Annotated in this window: 20 protein-coding genes; 11 read left to right on the forward strand and 9 right to left on the reverse strand. The window is 64.3% G+C overall.

The window, feature by feature from the left end; all coding sequences use genetic code 11:
• Window positions 1-7: 7 nt before the first annotated feature.
• On the forward strand, window positions 8-1,306 hold the full coding sequence (locus R8L07_03015; GenBank protein ID MDW3204488.1) for an Hsp70 family protein: 1,299 nt from the start codon (window positions 8-10) through the stop codon (window positions 1,304-1,306).
• A 4-nt stretch (window positions 1,307-1,310) separates the two neighbouring features.
• Here the strand turns inward: R8L07_03015 and R8L07_03020 are convergent, their stop codons facing one another.
• Complete coding sequence (locus R8L07_03020) at window positions 1,311-2,273, reverse strand: glycosyltransferase family 9 protein (protein MDW3204489.1); 963 nt, start codon at window positions 2,271-2,273, stop codon at window positions 1,311-1,313.
• A 135-nt stretch (window positions 2,274-2,408) separates the two neighbouring features.
• Here R8L07_03020 and R8L07_03025 point away from each other — a divergent pair, with 135 nt between their 5' ends.
• Window positions 2,409-3,290, forward strand: coding sequence for a folate-binding protein (locus R8L07_03025; GenBank protein MDW3204490.1), 882 nt, complete (start codon window positions 2,409-2,411; stop codon window positions 3,288-3,290).
• Between the two features lie 21 nt (window positions 3,291-3,311).
• Here R8L07_03025 and mdh read toward each other — a convergent pair whose 3' ends face one another.
• A complete protein-coding gene (gene mdh, locus R8L07_03030) occupies window positions 3,312-4,268 on the reverse strand; it encodes a malate dehydrogenase (GenBank protein ID MDW3204491.1) in 957 nt (318 codons plus the stop codon).
• A 366-nt stretch (window positions 4,269-4,634) separates the two neighbouring features.
• On the opposite strand from mdh, the gene R8L07_03035 reads away from it, so the two are divergent.
• From R8L07_03035 to R8L07_03050, 4 genes are all read left to right on the forward strand, one after another.
• Window positions 4,635-5,042 carry a DUF1036 domain-containing protein gene (locus tag R8L07_03035; GenBank protein MDW3204492.1) on the forward strand — a complete coding sequence of 136 codons (408 nt, stop codon included), beginning with the start codon at window positions 4,635-4,637 and terminating at the stop codon, window positions 5,040-5,042.
• 82 nt (window positions 5,043-5,124) lie between these two features.
• Entirely contained in the window at window positions 5,125-5,712 is a 588-nt protein-coding gene (locus tag R8L07_03040) for a YqaA family protein (GenBank protein MDW3204493.1), read from the forward strand.
• Window positions 5,709-6,224, forward strand: a complete 516-nt coding sequence (locus tag R8L07_03045; protein MDW3204494.1) for a disulfide bond formation protein B — start codon at window positions 5,709-5,711, stop codon at window positions 6,222-6,224. Before R8L07_03040 ends, R8L07_03045 begins: the two co-directional genes overlap by 4 nt.
• 65 nt (window positions 6,225-6,289) lie before the next feature.
• A complete protein-coding gene (locus R8L07_03050; protein MDW3204495.1) occupies window positions 6,290-6,778 on the forward strand; it encodes a demethoxyubiquinone hydroxylase family protein in 489 nt (162 codons plus the stop codon).
• Here R8L07_03050 and R8L07_03055 read toward each other — a convergent pair.
• The 3 genes from R8L07_03055 to R8L07_03065 all read right to left on the reverse strand — a co-directional run bounded on the left by R8L07_03055 (window position 6,762) and on the right by R8L07_03065 (window position 9,624).
• Window positions 6,762-8,060 carry an FAD-binding oxidoreductase gene (locus R8L07_03055; GenBank protein ID MDW3204496.1) on the reverse strand — a complete coding sequence of 433 codons (1,299 nt, stop codon included), beginning with the start codon at window positions 8,058-8,060 and terminating at the stop codon, window positions 6,762-6,764. The two genes, R8L07_03050 and R8L07_03055, sit on opposite strands and share 17 nt — an antisense overlap.
• Before the next feature lie 78 nt (window positions 8,061-8,138).
• Window positions 8,139-8,696: an HNH endonuclease gene (locus tag R8L07_03060; GenBank protein ID MDW3204497.1), complete on the reverse strand. Its 558-nt coding sequence runs from the start codon at window positions 8,694-8,696 to the stop codon at window positions 8,139-8,141.
• Between the two features lie 226 nt (window positions 8,697-8,922).
• The gene (locus R8L07_03065) at window positions 8,923-9,624 is read right to left on the reverse strand and encodes an alpha/beta fold hydrolase (protein MDW3204498.1); all 702 of its coding nucleotides are present in this window, start codon (window positions 9,622-9,624) and stop codon (window positions 8,923-8,925) included.
• Between the two features lie 153 nt (window positions 9,625-9,777).
• Between R8L07_03065 and R8L07_03070 the strand changes: the two genes are divergently transcribed.
• Window positions 9,778-10,467 (forward strand): class I SAM-dependent methyltransferase, encoded by a 690-nt coding sequence (locus R8L07_03070; GenBank protein ID MDW3204499.1) that lies wholly within the window; start codon window positions 9,778-9,780, stop codon window positions 10,465-10,467.
• A 47-nt stretch (window positions 10,468-10,514) separates the two neighbouring features.
• On the opposite strand, the gene R8L07_03075 is transcribed toward R8L07_03070, so the two are convergent.
• On the reverse strand, window positions 10,515-11,129 hold the full coding sequence (locus tag R8L07_03075) for a DNA-3-methyladenine glycosylase 2 family protein (GenBank protein MDW3204500.1): 615 nt from the start codon (window positions 11,127-11,129) through the stop codon (window positions 10,515-10,517).
• 40 nt (window positions 11,130-11,169) lie between these two features.
• Here R8L07_03075 and gluQRS point away from each other — a divergent pair, with 40 nt between their 5' ends.
• Complete coding sequence (gene gluQRS / locus R8L07_03080; protein MDW3204501.1) at window positions 11,170-12,024, forward strand: tRNA glutamyl-Q(34) synthetase GluQRS; 855 nt, start codon at window positions 11,170-11,172, stop codon at window positions 12,022-12,024.
• Here gluQRS and R8L07_03085 read toward each other — a convergent pair.
• The 3 genes from R8L07_03085 to R8L07_03095 form a co-directional block, all read right to left on the reverse strand.
• Window positions 11,996-12,862 (reverse strand): DUF4743 domain-containing protein, encoded by an 867-nt coding sequence (locus R8L07_03085; GenBank protein MDW3204502.1) that lies wholly within the window; start codon window positions 12,860-12,862, stop codon window positions 11,996-11,998. The genes gluQRS and R8L07_03085 overlap by 29 nt on opposite strands.
• A gap of 81 nt (window positions 12,863-12,943) precedes the next feature.
• A complete protein-coding gene (locus tag R8L07_03090) occupies window positions 12,944-13,270 on the reverse strand; it encodes a hypothetical protein (protein ID MDW3204503.1) in 327 nt (108 codons plus the stop codon).
• 164 nt (window positions 13,271-13,434) lie between these two features.
• Window positions 13,435-14,370 carry an AEC family transporter gene (locus R8L07_03095; GenBank protein MDW3204504.1) on the reverse strand — a complete coding sequence of 312 codons (936 nt, stop codon included), beginning with the start codon at window positions 14,368-14,370 and terminating at the stop codon, window positions 13,435-13,437.
• A gap of 137 nt (window positions 14,371-14,507) precedes the next feature.
• Here R8L07_03095 and R8L07_03100 point away from each other — a divergent pair, with 137 nt between their 5' ends.
• The 3 genes from R8L07_03100 to R8L07_03110 are packed head-to-tail and all read left to right on the forward strand — an operon-like array spanning window position 14,508 to window position 17,277.
• Complete coding sequence (locus R8L07_03100; protein ID MDW3204505.1) at window positions 14,508-14,801, forward strand: hypothetical protein; 294 nt, start codon at window positions 14,508-14,510, stop codon at window positions 14,799-14,801.
• A 9-nt stretch (window positions 14,802-14,810) separates the two neighbouring features.
• A complete protein-coding gene (locus R8L07_03105) occupies window positions 14,811-16,454 on the forward strand; it encodes an acyl-CoA dehydrogenase family protein (GenBank protein ID MDW3204506.1) in 1,644 nt (547 codons plus the stop codon).
• A 10-nt stretch (window positions 16,455-16,464) separates the two neighbouring features.
• Window positions 16,465-17,277 (forward strand): DUF1849 family protein, encoded by an 813-nt coding sequence (locus R8L07_03110; protein ID MDW3204507.1) that lies wholly within the window; start codon window positions 16,465-16,467, stop codon window positions 17,275-17,277.
• Window positions 17,278-17,285 lie beyond the last annotated feature (8 nt).

A 17,285-nucleotide genomic window follows, 5' to 3' on the forward strand; every position in this document is an offset into this window, starting at 1 on the left:
GACCCCGATGCGCACCACCGCTTTCGGCATTGATCTGGGCACGACGAATACCGTCGTGGTGAAATCCGCGGACGCGGACGCGCTGGAGGCCCTGCCGCTGGGCGACGGCGAGGATGCCCGCAAGACACATCCATCCGTAATCGCCTTCGAGCCCACCTATGATCGGGGGCCGATGGAACTGGCCATGGAGACCGGTGCCAGGGCCATTTCCCTTGCGGCCGCCCATCCGGAAGACTTCCGTTACGTCCAGTCCTTCAAGAGCCACGTCGCCAGCCCGGCCTTCGCCGGGACGACGATCTTCGGGAGACGATTCGATCTCGCCGGTATCTTTGCCTGCTTCCTGCGCCGGTCCGGGATCGCCGACGCCATCCAAGCCGTCGACGGTCCGAAACGCATCGTTGTCGGGCGTCCTGTCGTGTTCTACGGCGACAAGCCGGATGAAGACCTGGCGCTGTCACGGTACCGTGACGGGTTCAGGGCGGCGGGAATCGACGATTTCGAGTTCGTGCTGGAGCCGATCGGCGGCGCTTTCTCCTTCTTCCGGACGGTCCGCAGCAATGTCACCGTGCTGATCGCGGATTTCGGGGGCGGCACGTCGGACTTCGTCATTGTCCGCTTCAGGCTGGCCGGGTCCCGCGTGAAGACCGAAGTCCTGTCCCATGCCGGGATCGGCATCGCGGGCGACACGTTCGACGCCCGGATCATCGAAAACGCACTGGTTCGGCACTTCGGTTCCGAAACCCATTACCGCGAGAACGGCAAGCGCCTGCCGGTGCCGCGGTCCTATTACTCCGCCCTGGCCCGCTGGCACCAGATGACCCTGCTGCGCGCCCCAAAATACCTGCGCGAGCTGGACGATATCCGCCGCGCGTCGGAAGCACCGGAACAGATCGCACGGCTGATCTACGCCATCGACCACAACCAGGGTCTCGCAATTTCCCGGGCGGTCGCGGCGGCCAAGGCCAACCTATCGGACCGGGACAGCACGGATTTGACCCTGGATCTGGGCGAAATTCAGCTTTGCGAGACGATCACCCGAAGCGACTTCGAAACCTGGATCGCCCACGACGTGAAGCGCATCGCAGAACGCGTCGACGAGACGGTCATGAAATCCGGCTTGGCCGACAGCGATATCGACAAGGTCTTCCTGACCGGCGGCACATCCTTCGTACCGGCAATCAACGCACTGTTCACCGACCGTTTCGGTCAGGACAAGGTCAGTGCCGGAGAGCGCTTCAGTTCCGTCGCCGAAGGACTGTCCCTGATCGGCCATGAAGACGACATCGCCTATTGGGCGACGGGCTGATGTCCTAGCGGCAGACTTGCTCGCCCAGAACCGACCGAACGCCGTTCAGAACGGTATCGACCGAAAGGCTGGTCATCAGGGAACCGACCGTATGCCGGTCGTATCCCGGAAATCCGATCAGCTCCGCCATGGATTCCGGCGTTCTGACGGCGATGGCATTGCGGCCCCGCGGCGCATACAGCGCATCTTCGGACGGACCGAAAAGGCCGACCGTCGGCACGCCCACCGCCGCAGCCATGTGCATCAGCCCGGAATCGTTCCCGACATAAAGAGAGGCGCGATGCAGCACCGACGCCGCGGTCAGTAGGTCGGCCTTGCCGACCAGGTCGATCCGCCGCTCCTTCGGGATCGCCCGCAATACCGGATTCGCCTGCAATCTTTCGTTCGGCCCCCCGAACACCGCCACCCGCGCCCCGGGCAGGCATCCATCCGGCGCCGTCACTGCCTCGATCAGATCGACAAACCGCTCGGCCGGCCAGATCTTTCCCTGCCAGTTCGCAGTCGGGCCGACGGCCAGAACCGGACCGCTTTCCGCGCCCAGCAGTTTCACAGCGTTTTCGTCATGCGGCGGATTCCACCACAGCTTCGGCAGCGGCGGATCCTCTTCGCGCCCGATCATCTGTCCCAGCAGATCCACCCGGTGGACCATGCCGGCCGCCTTCGGGACGGTCATTTTCTCACCGGCGCGAACCAACCCCAGAATCGCCGAACGGCGCAAATCGACGGCCACGTCCCACCGGGTCAGGCCAACCGCCCGCCACAAACGCCACCAATGCGCCTTGAAACGCGCCTTGCGCAGAACGATCACGCGCTCCAGGCCGGGGACCGCGCCGAACAGCGGCGCTGAGGCAGGACCGGCGGCGACGGTCACCCGGATGCCCGGGTCGCGGTCTATCAGATGCGATAGAAGGCCGGTCGACAGGACCGCATCGCCGATCCGGTTGGATGTGATGAAGAGCAGGCGCATCGCGGACGGAATTCTTTCGGTACTTCAGCCGGGGCGAGGCGGTATAGCCTTAGGACCCCGTCTTGCCAACCGGCCTGCCGCCGCCTACGTGAGGAAGCGCAAAACGGAACCCGTCACACCGAGGATCGAACCTACATGCCCAGTTTCGTCCAGTTAACAGAACGCGGCCTGATCAGCCTGTCCGGATCGGATCGCGTTTCCTTTCTCCAGGGGCTCGTCAGCAACGACGTTACCCAGGCCGAATCGGGGCGGCCCGTCTGGTCGGCGCTGCTGTCGCCACAGGGCAAATACCGGCATGATTTCTTCATTCTGAAGGACCAGGACCGGCTGCTGCTGGATTGCGAGGGCGGTGACCGGATGATGGATCTGGGCAAGACTCTGCGCCGTTACGTTCTGCGGGCGGATGCGAAACTGGATATCGAAGGCGCCTGGTCGGTCTTTGCCGCCTGGAACATCGATCCGTCGGCCATCGGCCTGTCGGACGACCAACCGACTGTCGCGTTTGCCGACGGGCTCGCCTATCTGGACCCGCGCCTGCCGGAAATGGGTATCCGGCTTCTCGCGCCGCAGCAGGCCGGGCGCGCCGCCCTGACGGCACTCGGCGCAAACGAAGTCGCCAAGACCGACTGGGACGCCCACAGAATTCCGCTGGGTGTGCCCGACGGCGCCCGCGACATGCAGCCGGACAAGGCGCTGTTGCTGGAAAACGGTTTCGCCGAACTGCACGGCGTGGACTGGAAGAAGGGCTGTTACATGGGGCAGGAACTGACGGCCCGAACCAAGTATCGCGGCCTGGTCAAGAAACGCCTGATGCCGGTTCGGATCGAGGGTGACGCGCCGGAGGAAGGCAGCCAGATCACGTCAGAGGGCAAGGACGCCGGCACGCTCTACAGTATCGCAGGCCCGGTCGGTCTTGCCCTGCTGCGGGTCGATCCGGTCAAGAGAAAGGCGCCGCTGGAGGCCAGCGGCGCCCGTCTGGAACCTGCCATGCCGGACTGGCTCACCCTCGCGGAGTGAGTCGTCCCGGCATCGAAGGGCTTAGCCGGCCAGAACACCTTCCAGCGCGGTATTCAGCTCTTTCACAGCGTCGACAGAATGGTCAAACATGGCCTTCTCATCGTCGCTCATGCTGATCTCGACGATCCGTTCCACGCCGTTCTCACCGATCACCACCGGCACGCCGACATAGAGGCCGTTCAGACCGTACTGGCCGTCGCAATAGGCGGCACAGGGCAGCACGCGCTTCTTGTCCAACAGGTAGCTCTCAGCCATCGCGATGGCCGAGGAGGCCGGCGCGTAGAAGGCCGAACCGGTCTTCAGCAGCGCGACGATCTCGCCGCCGCCGCCACGGGTGCGTTTGACGATTTCGTCGATCTTTTCCTGCGTCGACCAGCCCATTTCGATCAGATCCGGAACCGGGATGCCGGCGACGGTCGAGTAGCGGACCAGCGGGACCATCGTGTCGCCGTGGCCGCCCAGAACGAAGGCCGTGACATCTTCGACCGAGACATCGAATTCTTCGGCCAGGAAGCAACGGAACCGCGCGCTGTCCAGCACGCCGGCCATGCCGACGACCTTCTGCGGCGGCAGACCGCTTTCCTTCTGCAGCAGGCCGACCATGACATCCAGCGGGTTGGTGATGCAGATGACGAAGGCGTTCGGGCAATGGGTCTTGATGCCCTCGCCGACCGACTTCATGACCTTGGCGTTGATGCCGATCAGGTCGTCGCGGCTCATGCCCGGCTTGCGGGCGACACCGGCGGTGACGATGACGACGTCGGACCCGGCCAGATCCGCGTAGTCGTTGGTGCCCATCATCTTGGCGTCGAAGCCTTCGACCGGCGCGGCCTCGGCAATATCCAGCGCCTTGCCCTGGGGCATGCCGTCGACGATGTCGAAGACGACCACGTCGCCCAGCTGTTTCAGACCGGCCAGAAGCGCCAGCGTTCCGCCGATATTCCCCGCGCCGACCAGCGCGATCTTGTTACGTGCCATGATGAAGGAAACTCCTTTCGATTGGGGCTGAGGGTCCGCCCCGGGAAGGGAAAGGACCCTTACTGGCCCGCCGCCGCCGACGGGCGGGGCGGGCGCCGAAATGCTTCCGAAAAATCTCGTGAGGTTCTGTAGCGGAAGGCTTTTCGCAGTGCAAGAAGCCTGCGGGGCTACGTCGCGGGCAGGATACCCCCAAATCCCGGATGGGAGATCGCGATCGCACCGGATTTTGCCCGACTTTTCTATTCCGTGACCGGCACAAGCCCCGCAATGGTAGTGCGACCCAAACAGTTACATCCTTACGAATGTCAAAATCCAGAGTAGACTATCGGCACTATATGCTCGGGCCAGAGATGCGGGGACAGAGAGATGTATCGACATATAGCGGCAGCGATCGTTTCCATTCCTGCGATTGCGGGATTCAGCGGCGGTGCGCAAGCCGACTTCACGGTCTGCAACCAGACCTTCGACATGGTCTCCGTCGCCATCGGATATCATGATGGGGATGAATGGGTTTCCGAAGGATGGTGGAACCTGGACTACGACGAATGCGCCCAGGTGATTTCAGGGGATCTGTCCAACACCTATTACTATGTCCGGGGCGAAAGCCATGACGGCGTCACCTATTGGACCGACGATTACAATTTCTGTTACATCGACGAGGTCTTCACCATTTACGGTGACGAAAACTGTTCCGACCGCGGATACAAATCCGGCGGTTTCATGGAAATCGATACCGGCAACAAGCTCGACTACACGCTGGACCTGACCGACTAGGCGTCCGGCATACGGGCTCGACGGACGGTCCGGGATCGGCTAGGGGAAGCGGCATGTGCCGCCCCGGAACCGGATTTTCCCGATGATTCTCATCAGACGCCTGTATGACTGGACCCTGTCCCTGGCCGCGCACCGGCACGCCATCTGGTGGTTGGCGGCGGTGTCCTTCGTCGAAAGCTCGGTCTTTCCGATTCCGCCGGACGCGTTGTTGATCCCGATGATCCTTGCGGCGCGGGAGAAGGCGTTCCGCTACGCGCTGGTCTGTACGATCGCCTCCGTTCTGGGTGGCCTCGCCGGATACGGCATCGGCTTCTTCCTGTTCGACACGGTCGGGCAGCCGCTAGTCGCCCTCTATGGCGCCCAGGATGCCCTGGCCGCGGTGCAATCGGATTTCGCGGATAACGGCTGGTGGATCGTGTTGGGCGGCGGCATGACGCCGTTCCCCTACAAGGTGGTCACGATCGCGTCCGGTGCCCTGTCGCTGGACCCGCTGGCCTTCACCGCCGCCTCGGTCATCGGACGCGGGGTGCGCTTTTTCCTGGTCGCGGCGCTGCTGTGGAAGTTCGGCGCGCCGATCCGCGATTTCATCGAAAAGCGGCTGGGCCTTGTGGTCGCAGTCGGGTTCATTCTCTTGATCGGCGGCTTCCTTCTGATCAAATACGTCGTATGAACGCTCTGCTCGCAAAATATCTGCCGCCGAAGCGGCTTCCGGCGGTTATCGCGGGCGTCAGCGCCGCCATACTCGCCACGGCCAATATCTTCGAACATGTTTTCGGCTATGTGCCGTGTCAGCTCTGCCTGTATCAGCGGCTGCCCTGGTGGGTCGCGCTGGGTCTGGGCTGTCTGGCGGCGCTGGTGATCAAGGCACGGCCGACCCTGGCCCTGCTGATCGCCATCACCGCACTGATCGCCGTGGCGGTCGGCGCCGGCATCGCAGGCTATCACGCCGGGGTCGAGTACCAGTTCTGGCCGGGCCCGTCGGGCTGCAGCGGCACGGCATCGCTAAGCGGCGATCTCTCCCAGGCCCTGTCAAAGGTGTCAGAGGGGCCGACAGGACCGTCCTGCGACGAAGCGCCCTGGAGCCTTTTCGGCATATCCATGGCGGGCTATAATTTTCTCCTGTCGCTGGGGCTGGTCGCCTTGGGCGCGCTGGCGATTCGGGCCGCCGCGAGGAAATCATGAGCCGGACACGCAAGGGACCGAAATATCTACCGGGCGACAGCACCGGCCCCCGCAGCCTCGTGTCCATGATCCGCGTGGACCATGCCGGCGAGTTCGGGGCGAAACGCATCTATCAGGGACAGATCGCGGTTCTGGGCAAAGGGCCCAAGGGCGATATCCTGCGTCATATGGCCGAACAGGAAGAGCGCCATCTGGCGAAATTCGAAGAGCTTGTCGCCGAACGCCGGGTGCGTCCGACCGCCCTGCAGCCGATCTGGCATGTCGCCGGCTTCGCCCTGGGTGCGGGCACGGCGCTGCTGGGCGAAAAGGCGGCAATGGCCTGCACCGTGGCCGTCGAGGAAGTCATCGACGAACACTATCGCGAACAGCAGGCCGCCCTGGATGACAGTGAAGCGGAGCTGCGCGACACGATCGAGGAATTCCGGCTGGAAGAGCTGGAACACCGGGATATCGGCCTGGATCACGGTGCCGAGCAGGCCCCCGCCTACCCGGTCCTGAGCGCCGCCATCAAGCGGGCTTCGAAACTCGCGATCTGGCTCAGCGAGCGGGTGTGACCCGGCCGCGTTCACTGCGGTCCTGAAAATTCTTCCACATCACCGCCAGACCGGCGATCGGCCGCATCGCCCCATGAAACGGAATCGGGCGCGGCGCGGTCACCGGCACGGGCAGATCCCGCGCGGATGTACCGGTCAGCCAGTCCGCCAGGACCGGCCCCATGGCGCCGGTCAGCGCCACACCCCTGCCGTTCCAGCCCAGCGCCGCGTGAAGACCCGGCGCGGCCTCCAGAAAACGCGGCAGGTGATCCGGCGTGATCGCCACGCGCCCGTTCCAGGCAAATTCCAGCGGCTCCTCCGCAAGATGAGGGAACAACTCCCGCAGCCGCTGGCGCGACAGGTCGAAGGCCGGGTCGGCGAGCGATCCGTTCAGGGCGCCGCGCGCGCCCAGGACGAAACGTCCCGCCCGATCGATGCGGTAGTAACTCAGAATTCGGCGGGTCTCCGACACGCCAAGCCCTTGCGCCGGCAAGGATTTCAGGACGTTGTCCGACAGTGGCCGGGTGGCGATCTGATAGCTGTAGAAGGGGACGACAGACCGGACAATGGCCGGCATATAGCCCGTCAGATCGGAATATCCGTTGGTGCAGAGGAGGACCTTCGACGCCGTTACCGCCGCACCCGCTTCGGTTTCGACACGCCATCCCGCGGCTGTTTCGCGAATGGCCGTGACCGCGGTCGATCCATGCAGCGCGGCGCCGGCCCTGATTGCCGCGGCGGCCAGGCCCCGCGCATAGCTGAGCGGCTGCACCGTTCCGGCCCGACGGTCCAGATAGCCGCCGCGATACCAATCGGTTCCGGTCAGGGATGCCATTTCCGTCGCGGAGAGAAAGGCGACATCCGCGCCCCGTGCCGCCAAGCGATCCGCCTTGGCCTTCAGCCCGCCCAGGGCGCCGTCGCTGTGTGCCCCCTGCACCCAGCCGCCGCGCGACGCATCACAATCGATGCCCAGCCGGTCGATCAGGACGAATGTCAGATCCGCAGCCTGATCGGTAAAGGCGATCAGCTTCTCCGCGGCATCCCGCCCGACAAGCCCGGTCAGCTCGGACAGTTCATGCTTGATCCCGGCGATGACCTGACCGCCATTCCGTCCGGATGCGCCGAAACCCGGCTCCTGCGCTTCCAGGAGGCAGACATCGGTCCCCCGCTCCGCCAGATGCAGGGCAGCCGACAGGCCTGCGAAACCGCCTCCGACGACGACGATATCGGCGTGCCGGTCCTCACGCAGCGGCGGGCAGTCCGGGGCTGCAATGGCGGTGGCCTCCCAGAGTGAGCGTGACAATCCGTTTTTATCCGTTTCGGAAAGATGCATGGGTTCCTGCCCGTAGAATTGTGCCGGGCAGGATAGACACGATCGCGATCAGGTTTCCAGTTCCGTGTCCCAGTACAGGTAGTCGCGCCAGCTCTCATGCAGGAAGTTGGGCGGGAAAGCCCGGCCGTTTTCCTGCAGTTCCCATGTCGATGGCTCGGCCGGGTCGCGGCGCAGCGGCATATGGGCCTGACGCGGGGTCCGGCCGCCCTTGGCCAGATTGCACGGACCACAGGCGGCCACGACATTCTCCCAGGAGGTGACGCCGCCCTGACTGCGCGGCACGACATGATCGAAGGTCAGGTCATGCGCCGGAAAGGCATCGCCGCAATACTGGCAGACCAGTCGATCCCGCAGAAAGACATTGAACCGGGTGAAGGCGGGCCGTCGGGCCGGTGCGATATACTCTTTCAGGGAAATGACACTGGGCAGCCGCAGGGAACAGGTCGGGGAATGAACCTCAAGCTCGTATTCCGAGATGACGTTCACGCGATCGGCCACAACGGCCTTGATGGCGTCCTGCCAGTTCCAGACCGACAGCGGAAAGTAACTGAGCGGACGAAAATCCGCGTTCAGTACCAGGGCCGGGCTATTGTCCAAGGCGGTCATCATGGCCGCTCTCCAAATCTCCCTTACCGGAACGATGGTTTCTACATCGCCTGACTCAATCTACCCATATTCTGTGATCGCCACAACATTTTGTGGGCCGCGCCAGCTACTTATCATCTTGTTGTAACATCGCGGCATCGATCCCTTCCCGTCTAACCGGTTTCGATGACAGGATTATAACAGCACCCCGGTACTTTATGCTGACTTTCACGCGCCCCGACCGTGATCAGCCCTGATCCGGCGCGGCCTCGGCGTCCCCCTCGACCGGCGTATCGCCGAAAGCGCGCATCAGGAACTCGACACCCAGGCGCAATCCCGCCTCGTCGATGGAATGGGCCAGGCCCTTGCAGAAGGCGACCTCGACATCGAATCCGGCAATCTTCAGTGCCTCCCCGGACATGCGGCTCATCTCCGCCGGCACGACCTCGTCATCCTCTCCATGGATCAGCAGGGTCGGCGGCCGGCAGGTCAGATCGTCGGCCAGCGCGCCCGGCGCGATCAGCATGCCCGAATAGCCGAGCAACGCCGCGACCGGCTGATCCCGGCGGGTCAGATTGTGCAATGCTAGCATCGTGCCCTGGCTGAACCCGACCACCGCAACACGATCCGGCCCCAGTCCGAACCGCTTCATCTGATCGTCTAGAAAGGCGTCCAGCGCCGGCGAAACCTTCTTCACCCCGTTAAAAAGACTGTCGGTCTTCAGATCCTGCATCGAAAACCACTGCCGCCCGACCGGCGACAGGTCGCAGGGATAGGGTGCATCCGGCGCGACGAAATGGGCCTTCGGGAAAACCTGTGCCAGAATCGGCGCCAACGCGATCAGATCGTTTCCGTTCGCGCCCAGACCGTGCAGAAAGACGATCAGCCGGTCCGGTGTCTCCCCCGTTGCGGGAGCGTGTTCCGGGCCGGTGAGCGGTGCGTCGGTCATGGTCTGCCTCCTGTCGTGAATGTCGCCCATCGAATTTTCCGTGGCAGCTTGGACGATCGCGGGGCGGCGTGCAAACGCCGTTGCCAGTCTTGTCCATACGCATCGCCGGGCCCACCTGTCAGCATCAACCGGGAATCAAAGGGTCCTTCCACCATGACAGAAGCCACCATCGTCGAGTTGCCGGTGCGGGATGCGTACGACCGGTGGGCGGAAAGCTATGATGCCTATGACAACCCCATGGTATTCGCGGCTCAGCGCATCCTGGAGCGGCACCGTGACCACTTCGCGCGACGGGATGTCGTCGAGTTCGGATGCGGAACCGGCCGCAACCTTGCCCTGTTCGCAGAGGCCGGGGCGAGCAGCATCATCGGCCTGGATCTGTCGGACGGCATGCTGGCCCAGGCCGCGGCCCGGGGCCGGGATTTCCGCCTCCTCCGCCACGACCTGACTTCCCCCGTTCCTCTGCCGGACGGAAGCGCCGACTTGGCGGTATTCTGCCTCGTTCTGGAACATGTCGAGGACCCTGCGACGCCGCTTTCGGAAGCACGCCGGCTGCTGCGGCGGGGCGGGCGGATCATCGTCGTGGAAATTCACCCTGATCTGGCCAATGCGGGCATCGGGGCGCATTTTCGGGACGGCGATCAGGAGGTCCGCATACCGACCGTTCCCCACCGGTTTTCAGATCATCTCAGCGCCTTCGCCCGGGCCGGCCTGACCGTGGATTCCTGCCGCGAATGGTGTCCGCGCGATTTTGGCGACGCCCTGCCCGCCAAACTGACCAAACGCGGACCGGATCGGCCCCTGACGGTGGAGTTTCTGCTATCCGAACGGCCGTCCGTATGAGCGGCGCAGGAGAAGCGCAGTAAGGGGAATGACCAAGCAGGGGGGCCTCAGCTTTGCGGCGCCCCGCGATAGTAGTGCCACAGGAAGACGGACATGGCGGTGCGCCAGGGCGACCATGATTCGGCAAGCGCGCGTGCCTGCTTTGCCGTCGGTCGGGTTTCCAGCCCTTTGAGCCGCCGCATCGCCTCCTGCAGGGCGATATCCTCCCCCGGAAACATGTCCTCCCGGCGCAATGCGAACATGCAGTAGATTTCCGCGCTCCATCGTCCGAACCCTTTCAGCGCGACAATGGCGGCGACCGCCTCGTCATCCGGCATTTCAGCCACCGCCGTCAGGTTCAGGGACCCGTCGGCGATCGCCGTCGCGAGCCCACGCGCGTACACGATCTTCGGGCGCGACAGGCCGGCCCCCTTCAGATCCTCGTCGCTCAACGTCAGGAAGGATCGCGCGTCGCCATCGGGATACAGGGCATCCACGCGGGTCCGGATGGCAGTCGCGGCGTCGCGGGAAATCTGCTGCGAGATGATGATGTTCATCAATGTCGCGAAACCGTGGTCGGTCAAACGCGGTTCCGGATAACCGACCAGCGACAGACCGTCCGCGACCTGCGGATCGCGTTCGGCAACGGCGTCGAGATGACGGATGAGGGTGGGTTTGTCCATCCACTTGACTTACCCCGCACCGCCAAACTACGCCAGACGCATGCAACCGGAAATTCGACAAGCGACCCGTTTCGCGCCAAGCCCCAGCGGGCGACTTCATTTGGGTCATGCCCATTCCGCCCTGTTTGCCGCCCGCGAGGCAGCAGCGATTGGCGGCGTGTTCCTGCTGCGCATCGAAGACATCGATACAGGTCGCTGCCGTCCGGAATTCGAGACCGGCATTCTGGAAGATCTTTCCTGGCTGGGCCTGGAATGGCCGCAACCGGTGCTGCGCCAGTCCGACCGTTTTCCGCTCTATGACAAGTTCCTGCATGTTCTTGAGGAAGGCGGGCTGACCTATCCCTGCTTCTGCACACGCAAGGAGATCCAGGCGGAGATTGATGCCGCACCCAGCGCACCGCACGGACCGGACGGCCCCCTGTATCCCGGGACCTGCAAGGACATGGACCCGACCGAGGCGCGAGACCGGGTTGCAGCGGGTGAACCCCACGCGATCCGTATCCACATGGACCGCGCGGCGCGCATGGCTGGTCCATTGACCTTTATCGATATCGACAGGGGAAAGATCGCCGTGCAGCCGGGAAGCTGTGGCGATGTCGTGCTGGGGCGGAAGGACGTGCCGACCAGCTATCATCTTGCCGTGACGGTGGACGATGCCCTGCAGCATGTCTCACGGGTGACCCGTGGCGAGGACCTGCTGCATGCGACGCATATCCACCGTGTCCTCCAGACGCTGCTGGGATTTCCGGAGCCGGAATACCGGCATCACGGATTACTGACCGACGATCAGGGCCGCCGTTTCGCCAAACGTGACAGGTCCCTGACCCTTCAGGCCATGCGCGAGGCCGGCCTGTCACCTGCCGAGGTCAGGGCACGGGCGGGCTTCCCAGATTGAAACCGGCGCAAAGCGCGGCATAGTCCGGCTCCGTGTCCGGATCCAGCAACCCGTGCCGGATAAAGAAATGGATCAGGACCGCGGCGCAATTGAACTTGAACCTGTCCGTATCGCGCACGATCGCCATCACCTCCTCGACCGGCATCAGATGAAACGCCGCGACCTCGCCATCCGACGGGACCGGGATGAAATCCTCTGGCAGTTCCAGATCATAGAGGAACATTTCGTCCGGTTTGAGACCGTCGGTCGCCTCATGCCGGTAGCAGATCGCACCGACCGGCACCGCTCGGCGGGCCAGATCCGCGCCGATCGATGCCTCCTCGGCGCATTCCTTCACCAGATTGTCGAACAGCCCCATGCCTTCCGGCTGGCCGCCCGCGACCGTATTGTCCAGTTCGCCAGGATAGGTCGGCTTGTCGTGCGCCCGTTCCGCGATCCAAAGATGCAGCCCGTCCGCCCGCCGGACATAGCCGTTCACATGCAACCCCCAGGACCGTATGCCCAGCAATGCACAGGCGGCACGTTCGATTCCCATCAGTGGCTCGGCCCCGAATTTGGCGGCCACCGCATATCGCTCCCCCCGCCAGGCCCGGATATGGCCGTCTGCGGCCAGATCCCTCAAGGCACCGTCCAGCGCCTCGGTCGCCGTGTCGTAATCGTTCAGCGTCAGGGCGAGATCGACCCGGCACTCCGCGACGGAAAACACAGCCGGGAAGCGGCCCAGCAGGTCGAGCTTATCCTCGCGCACCCAGCCGATCCGAGCGCCCCGCCCATAGAGCGGCTTGTAACGCGCCAAATCGGCATTGTTGCAGGCCGCAATCCTGTCCAGATACGCCACTGTGGAACTGCGCTCCCTTTCAGACCAAGGCCTCTTGGGTCCAATCCGTTTGAGCCGAACCGCAAATGCCTGGAGGACCCGTCAGGCGGCGCGACCGGCGCTCTTGTCACAAACCAACACCGACCGGACACCGACCGTCTGAGACAGGACCGCCGCCACGATATCCCGCCCCTGATCGTCCAGGCCGCTGACCTGCATGTCGATCAGCAATACGGGATCGCTGCCCTCCTCTCGCAGGGCATTGACCCGGTCGACGACCAGGCCGCGCTTTGCGACGGGCCCCAGGACCCGGGAAAGCATGCCCGGATCGGCATCGGCGGTCACGGAAAAACAGGCCGTCTGAACGGTCGGAGAAACACGGGGCGACAGCCGGGGCTCTCGGCCCTCGGCACGCAACATCGTCAACATGGGAAACCTCTTCTCGATACGGGTAGCGGCAAACGCCCGGCACCCCCAGCCGCGTCAATCGCGGGGGGCCGGGTCCGTAATTCGCCCGATCACGATCGGGCGCCCGTATGAGAAGGTCGTGTTCATGGCCTGTTTATACGCCGGGCCCGCGCGCCGTGCAACGACTACAGGCTAAACAGCCAGAGGATCACCCAGGAGGTGAACACCGACCCGACCGTGGCCAGGAAGATCGATGTCGTGGCCAGAGCTTGGGCGGTGCCGTAGCGTTGGGCGAAAAGATAGACCATCACGCCGGTCGGCTGGGCGGCGGTTATGACCGCGATCTGCACCCAGACCGGATCCAGGTCGAAGATAAATGTTCCAGCAAGATAGACCAGTGCCGGAAAGATCGCGATCTTCAGCGACACCTGCGCCAGGGATTGAACCACCCGACCCGCGACGCCATAGCGTTTCAGCGATGCGCCCAGCACGAACAGGGCGCAAGGCAGAACCGCCCCCTGGAAGGTTTCCGCGATCCGGGCAACCGGGGTCGGCAGAATCAACCCCGCCAGATTGGCGGCCAGCCCGCAGCCGAGCCCGATCAGGATCGGATTTCGGACCAGGCCGAGCATGACCTGTGCCGGAACGCCGGCCAGTCCGTTCCCGGCGCTGCGGGCAAGTTCCAGCATGATCGTCGTGCCGGTGAACAGCATCAGGCCATGCACGGACAGGATCAGGAAGAACGGCAGGGCCGCAGCCTCGCCATAGGCCAGAAGGATCAGCGGCAGGCCCAGCAGCACCGTATTGGAAAAGGCGCTGCCCATGCCGGTCAGGATCGCCCCCATCGCATCCCGCCCGAACAGATACCGCCCCATCGCCATTCCCAGCCCGTAGACGGTAAAGGCCGGCAGGTAATAGGAGCCGAACAGGTCCCAGGGCATCCGATCCGGCAGATCGGTCGTGGCGATTGTCCGGAACAGCATGAAGGGGACGGCGTAATTGAAGACAAAGTTCGACACGCCGGATTCCGCCGATTCGGTGAACCAGCCCATGCGGGCGGCGGCATAGCCGATCGCGGCGATGCCGAAGACCGGCAGCAGAACGTTGACGACGATATCCAAGGGCGGCAGTCCTCTAGGGGTTGCGCCCCTGATACCCCCTGCGCCGGTCGTCCGGCAAGCCCCACCCCTTGCGGTCGCGTCGCGCGCGTGCCATCTATCGGCCATAGGTGCTTGGCCTGACGAAGGAACGATCCGGCATGGCGGACCTCTGGATTTTCGGGCGGAAACCCGCCGCCCTCGTGCGCCATCGGCATGGCGGTTTCAACGCCACCTTTCCCATGAATGGCGATACGGTTGTCGAACAGGCAGGCCTGACCCTGGCCCGCGACGCGGCGCGCGAAAAGGCAGAGCGCGCGGAGGCCGAGCGTCCGCCGCGTGTCGACGGTCGTGACGCCCAGAATGTGCTGTCCTTTCAGCCGCGCGCCAATCGCGGCACCCGCAATGCGCACAGCCCCCGCCATGGCGGCCGCCCGGCCCCGTTCCGGGACTGACGCGCGACCGTGATTACCCCCGAAACCCGACAGACCGTCCTCTCCGGACTGGAAGCCCTCGCTACCGGCGCAATCGGGGCACTGCACGCCCACTGCACCGATCCGGAAACGGGCAAGGTCGACGCGCTTCGCTTCGAACACGCCCAGCACCGTGCCCATGGCACCGCATGGCTGGTATCCCATATCGCCGGACTGACCGCGCTGGATGCCTGGGCCGGCCGGCTGGAGGAGAGCGACCGCATGGGCCCGGTGGAGGCCGGAATCCTGCGGATCGGATTTGCGGAGTATCTTGCCCGTATCCTTTATGGCCTGCCGATGAGCCAGACCGAAATCGCCCGCCCCGCCGCGCTGGGTCTGGGCGATGCGGCGGCGGAAATCGCCGCGGACCCGGTGGTGCAGGCACTGATCGAGGATGCCGACCTTCCGGAGATCCGCGCCGCGACCGCCTTCGCCATCGCCCGGCACGGATTCAGCGACCCGGCGGACGATGACGAAGACATCGTCATGATGCGCGATCAGTACCGTCGCTTCGCAGAGGCGGAAATCGCACCGCATTGTCACCAATGGCATCTGAAGGACGCGCTGATTCCGGACGAAACCGTGGATCGCGTTGCCGAACTAGGTACCTTTGCCGTGACCATCCCGGAAGCCTATGGCGGGCTGGGTCTGTCGAAACGGGCCATGGTCGCGGTGACGGAGGAACTGTCTTCCTATCACCTGCCCACGGGGTCTCTGGCGACCCGGCCGGAGATCGCGGGCGAACTGATCGGACAGTCCGGCACGGAAGAGCAGAAGCAACGGTTTCTGCCGGGTATCGCGTCCGGCGCCATCCTGCCGACAGCGGTCTTCACGGAGCCGGATATCGGCTCGGACCTGGCGCATCTGTCCACCCGCGCCGTCCGCCGGGGGCCGGTCTATCAGGTTTCCGGGGCCAAGACCTGGATCACCCATGGCGGGCGCAGCGATCTGATGACGCTGCTGGTCCGGACCGAAGCAGGCAGCAAGGATCATCGCGGCGTCTCCATGCTGCTGGCGGAAAAGCCGCGCGGAACGGTTGCCGACCCCTTCCCAGCGGAGGGCATGCGCGGCGGGGAGATCCGCACGCTGGGTTATCGCGGAATGAAGGAATACGACATCGCCTTCGACAATTTCGAGGTGCCGGCGACGAACCTTCTGGGCGGCAGCGAAGGCGAAGGGTTCCGGCAGTTGATGGCGACGTTTGAATCCGCGCGCATCCAGACGGCAGCTCGCGCGGTCGGCGTGGCGCGCAATGCGCTGCGGCTCGCTATCGACTACGCGACGACCCGCAAGCAGTTCGGAAAGCCGCTGATCTCCTTCCCCCGGATTTCGGACAAGATCGCGCTGATGGCGGCCGAGACCGAAATCGTCCGGCAACTGACTCGCTTCGCCGCGGTGTCGAAGGATACCGGACGGCGCTGCGACGTCGAGGCGGGCATGGCGAAGCTGGTCGCCGCGCGGGCGGCCTGGGCGGCGGCCGACGATGCGCTGCAAATTCACGGCGGGATCGGCTATGCCGAGGAAACCGAAATCTCCCGGGTCCTTGTAGATGCACGGATTCTGAACATATTCGAAGGGACCGGCGAAATTCAGGCCCAGGTCATCGCCCGCGGCCTGATGAGCCGCCGCAACTGACAGGAGCCCCATGCTACGCAAATCTGCCACGCCGTTTCTAACCGCCCTCGTTCTTGCCGGATCGTCGCTTTGGTCCGCGGCAGCGGCGGAACCGGTTCGGCTGGTGCCCTACACCGCCACCTACTCGCTGCATCTTCTGGAGACCCGGGTCGGCGACATCGCCGCCGTTGATGGCAGCATGGACATCTCGGTCATTCGCGGTTGCGAGGCCTGGACGTCGCAGAACCAGCTGACGATGAGCGGGGGCGCCATCGACAACCCGTCCATCGAGGTCGATGCCGAAAGTATGATCCGCGAGGACCTGGAAGGGCGCTGGATGGAGTTCGAATCCTCCGTTCGGGTCGGCGGCAACCTGCAGGAAGCGATCAGCGGACGCGCGGAGCTGGACGAGGATGGCCGCGGCACCGCAACCTTCAAGAAGCCGCGCGAGGTCAGCTTTCCTCTGCCGAAGGGAACGACCTTTCCGATCACCGCCGCGCGGGACGCGATCGACCGAATCTGGAACGACGGCGCCCGTCTTGTGAACTATCTGATGTTCGATGGCGAATCCCCATCGCCGATGCGGGGCACCGACATTGTGGCCGGGACACCCGACCCGATCAGCCGATCACTCGACGATCCGGACAAGCTGGTTCAGGGCGACCTCCGCCGCATCGTCACGACCCTGTTCGAATTCTCCGATACGGATTCCGAGCCTCAGACCACCTATATCGTCGACATGCTGCCGAACGGCATCGCCTCCCGGCTGACGGTCGATATGGGCTTCATGGTCGTGGAGTCCCGCCTGATCGAAATCACCGCCGTCCCGGAGCCCAATTGCTGAGCACAGCA

The sequence above is a fragment of the Alphaproteobacteria bacterium genome, assembly GCA_033344895.1.
In the GTDB taxonomy this organism is placed as follows: Bacteria; Pseudomonadota; Alphaproteobacteria; order UBA8366; family Aestuariispiraceae; genus Pacificispira.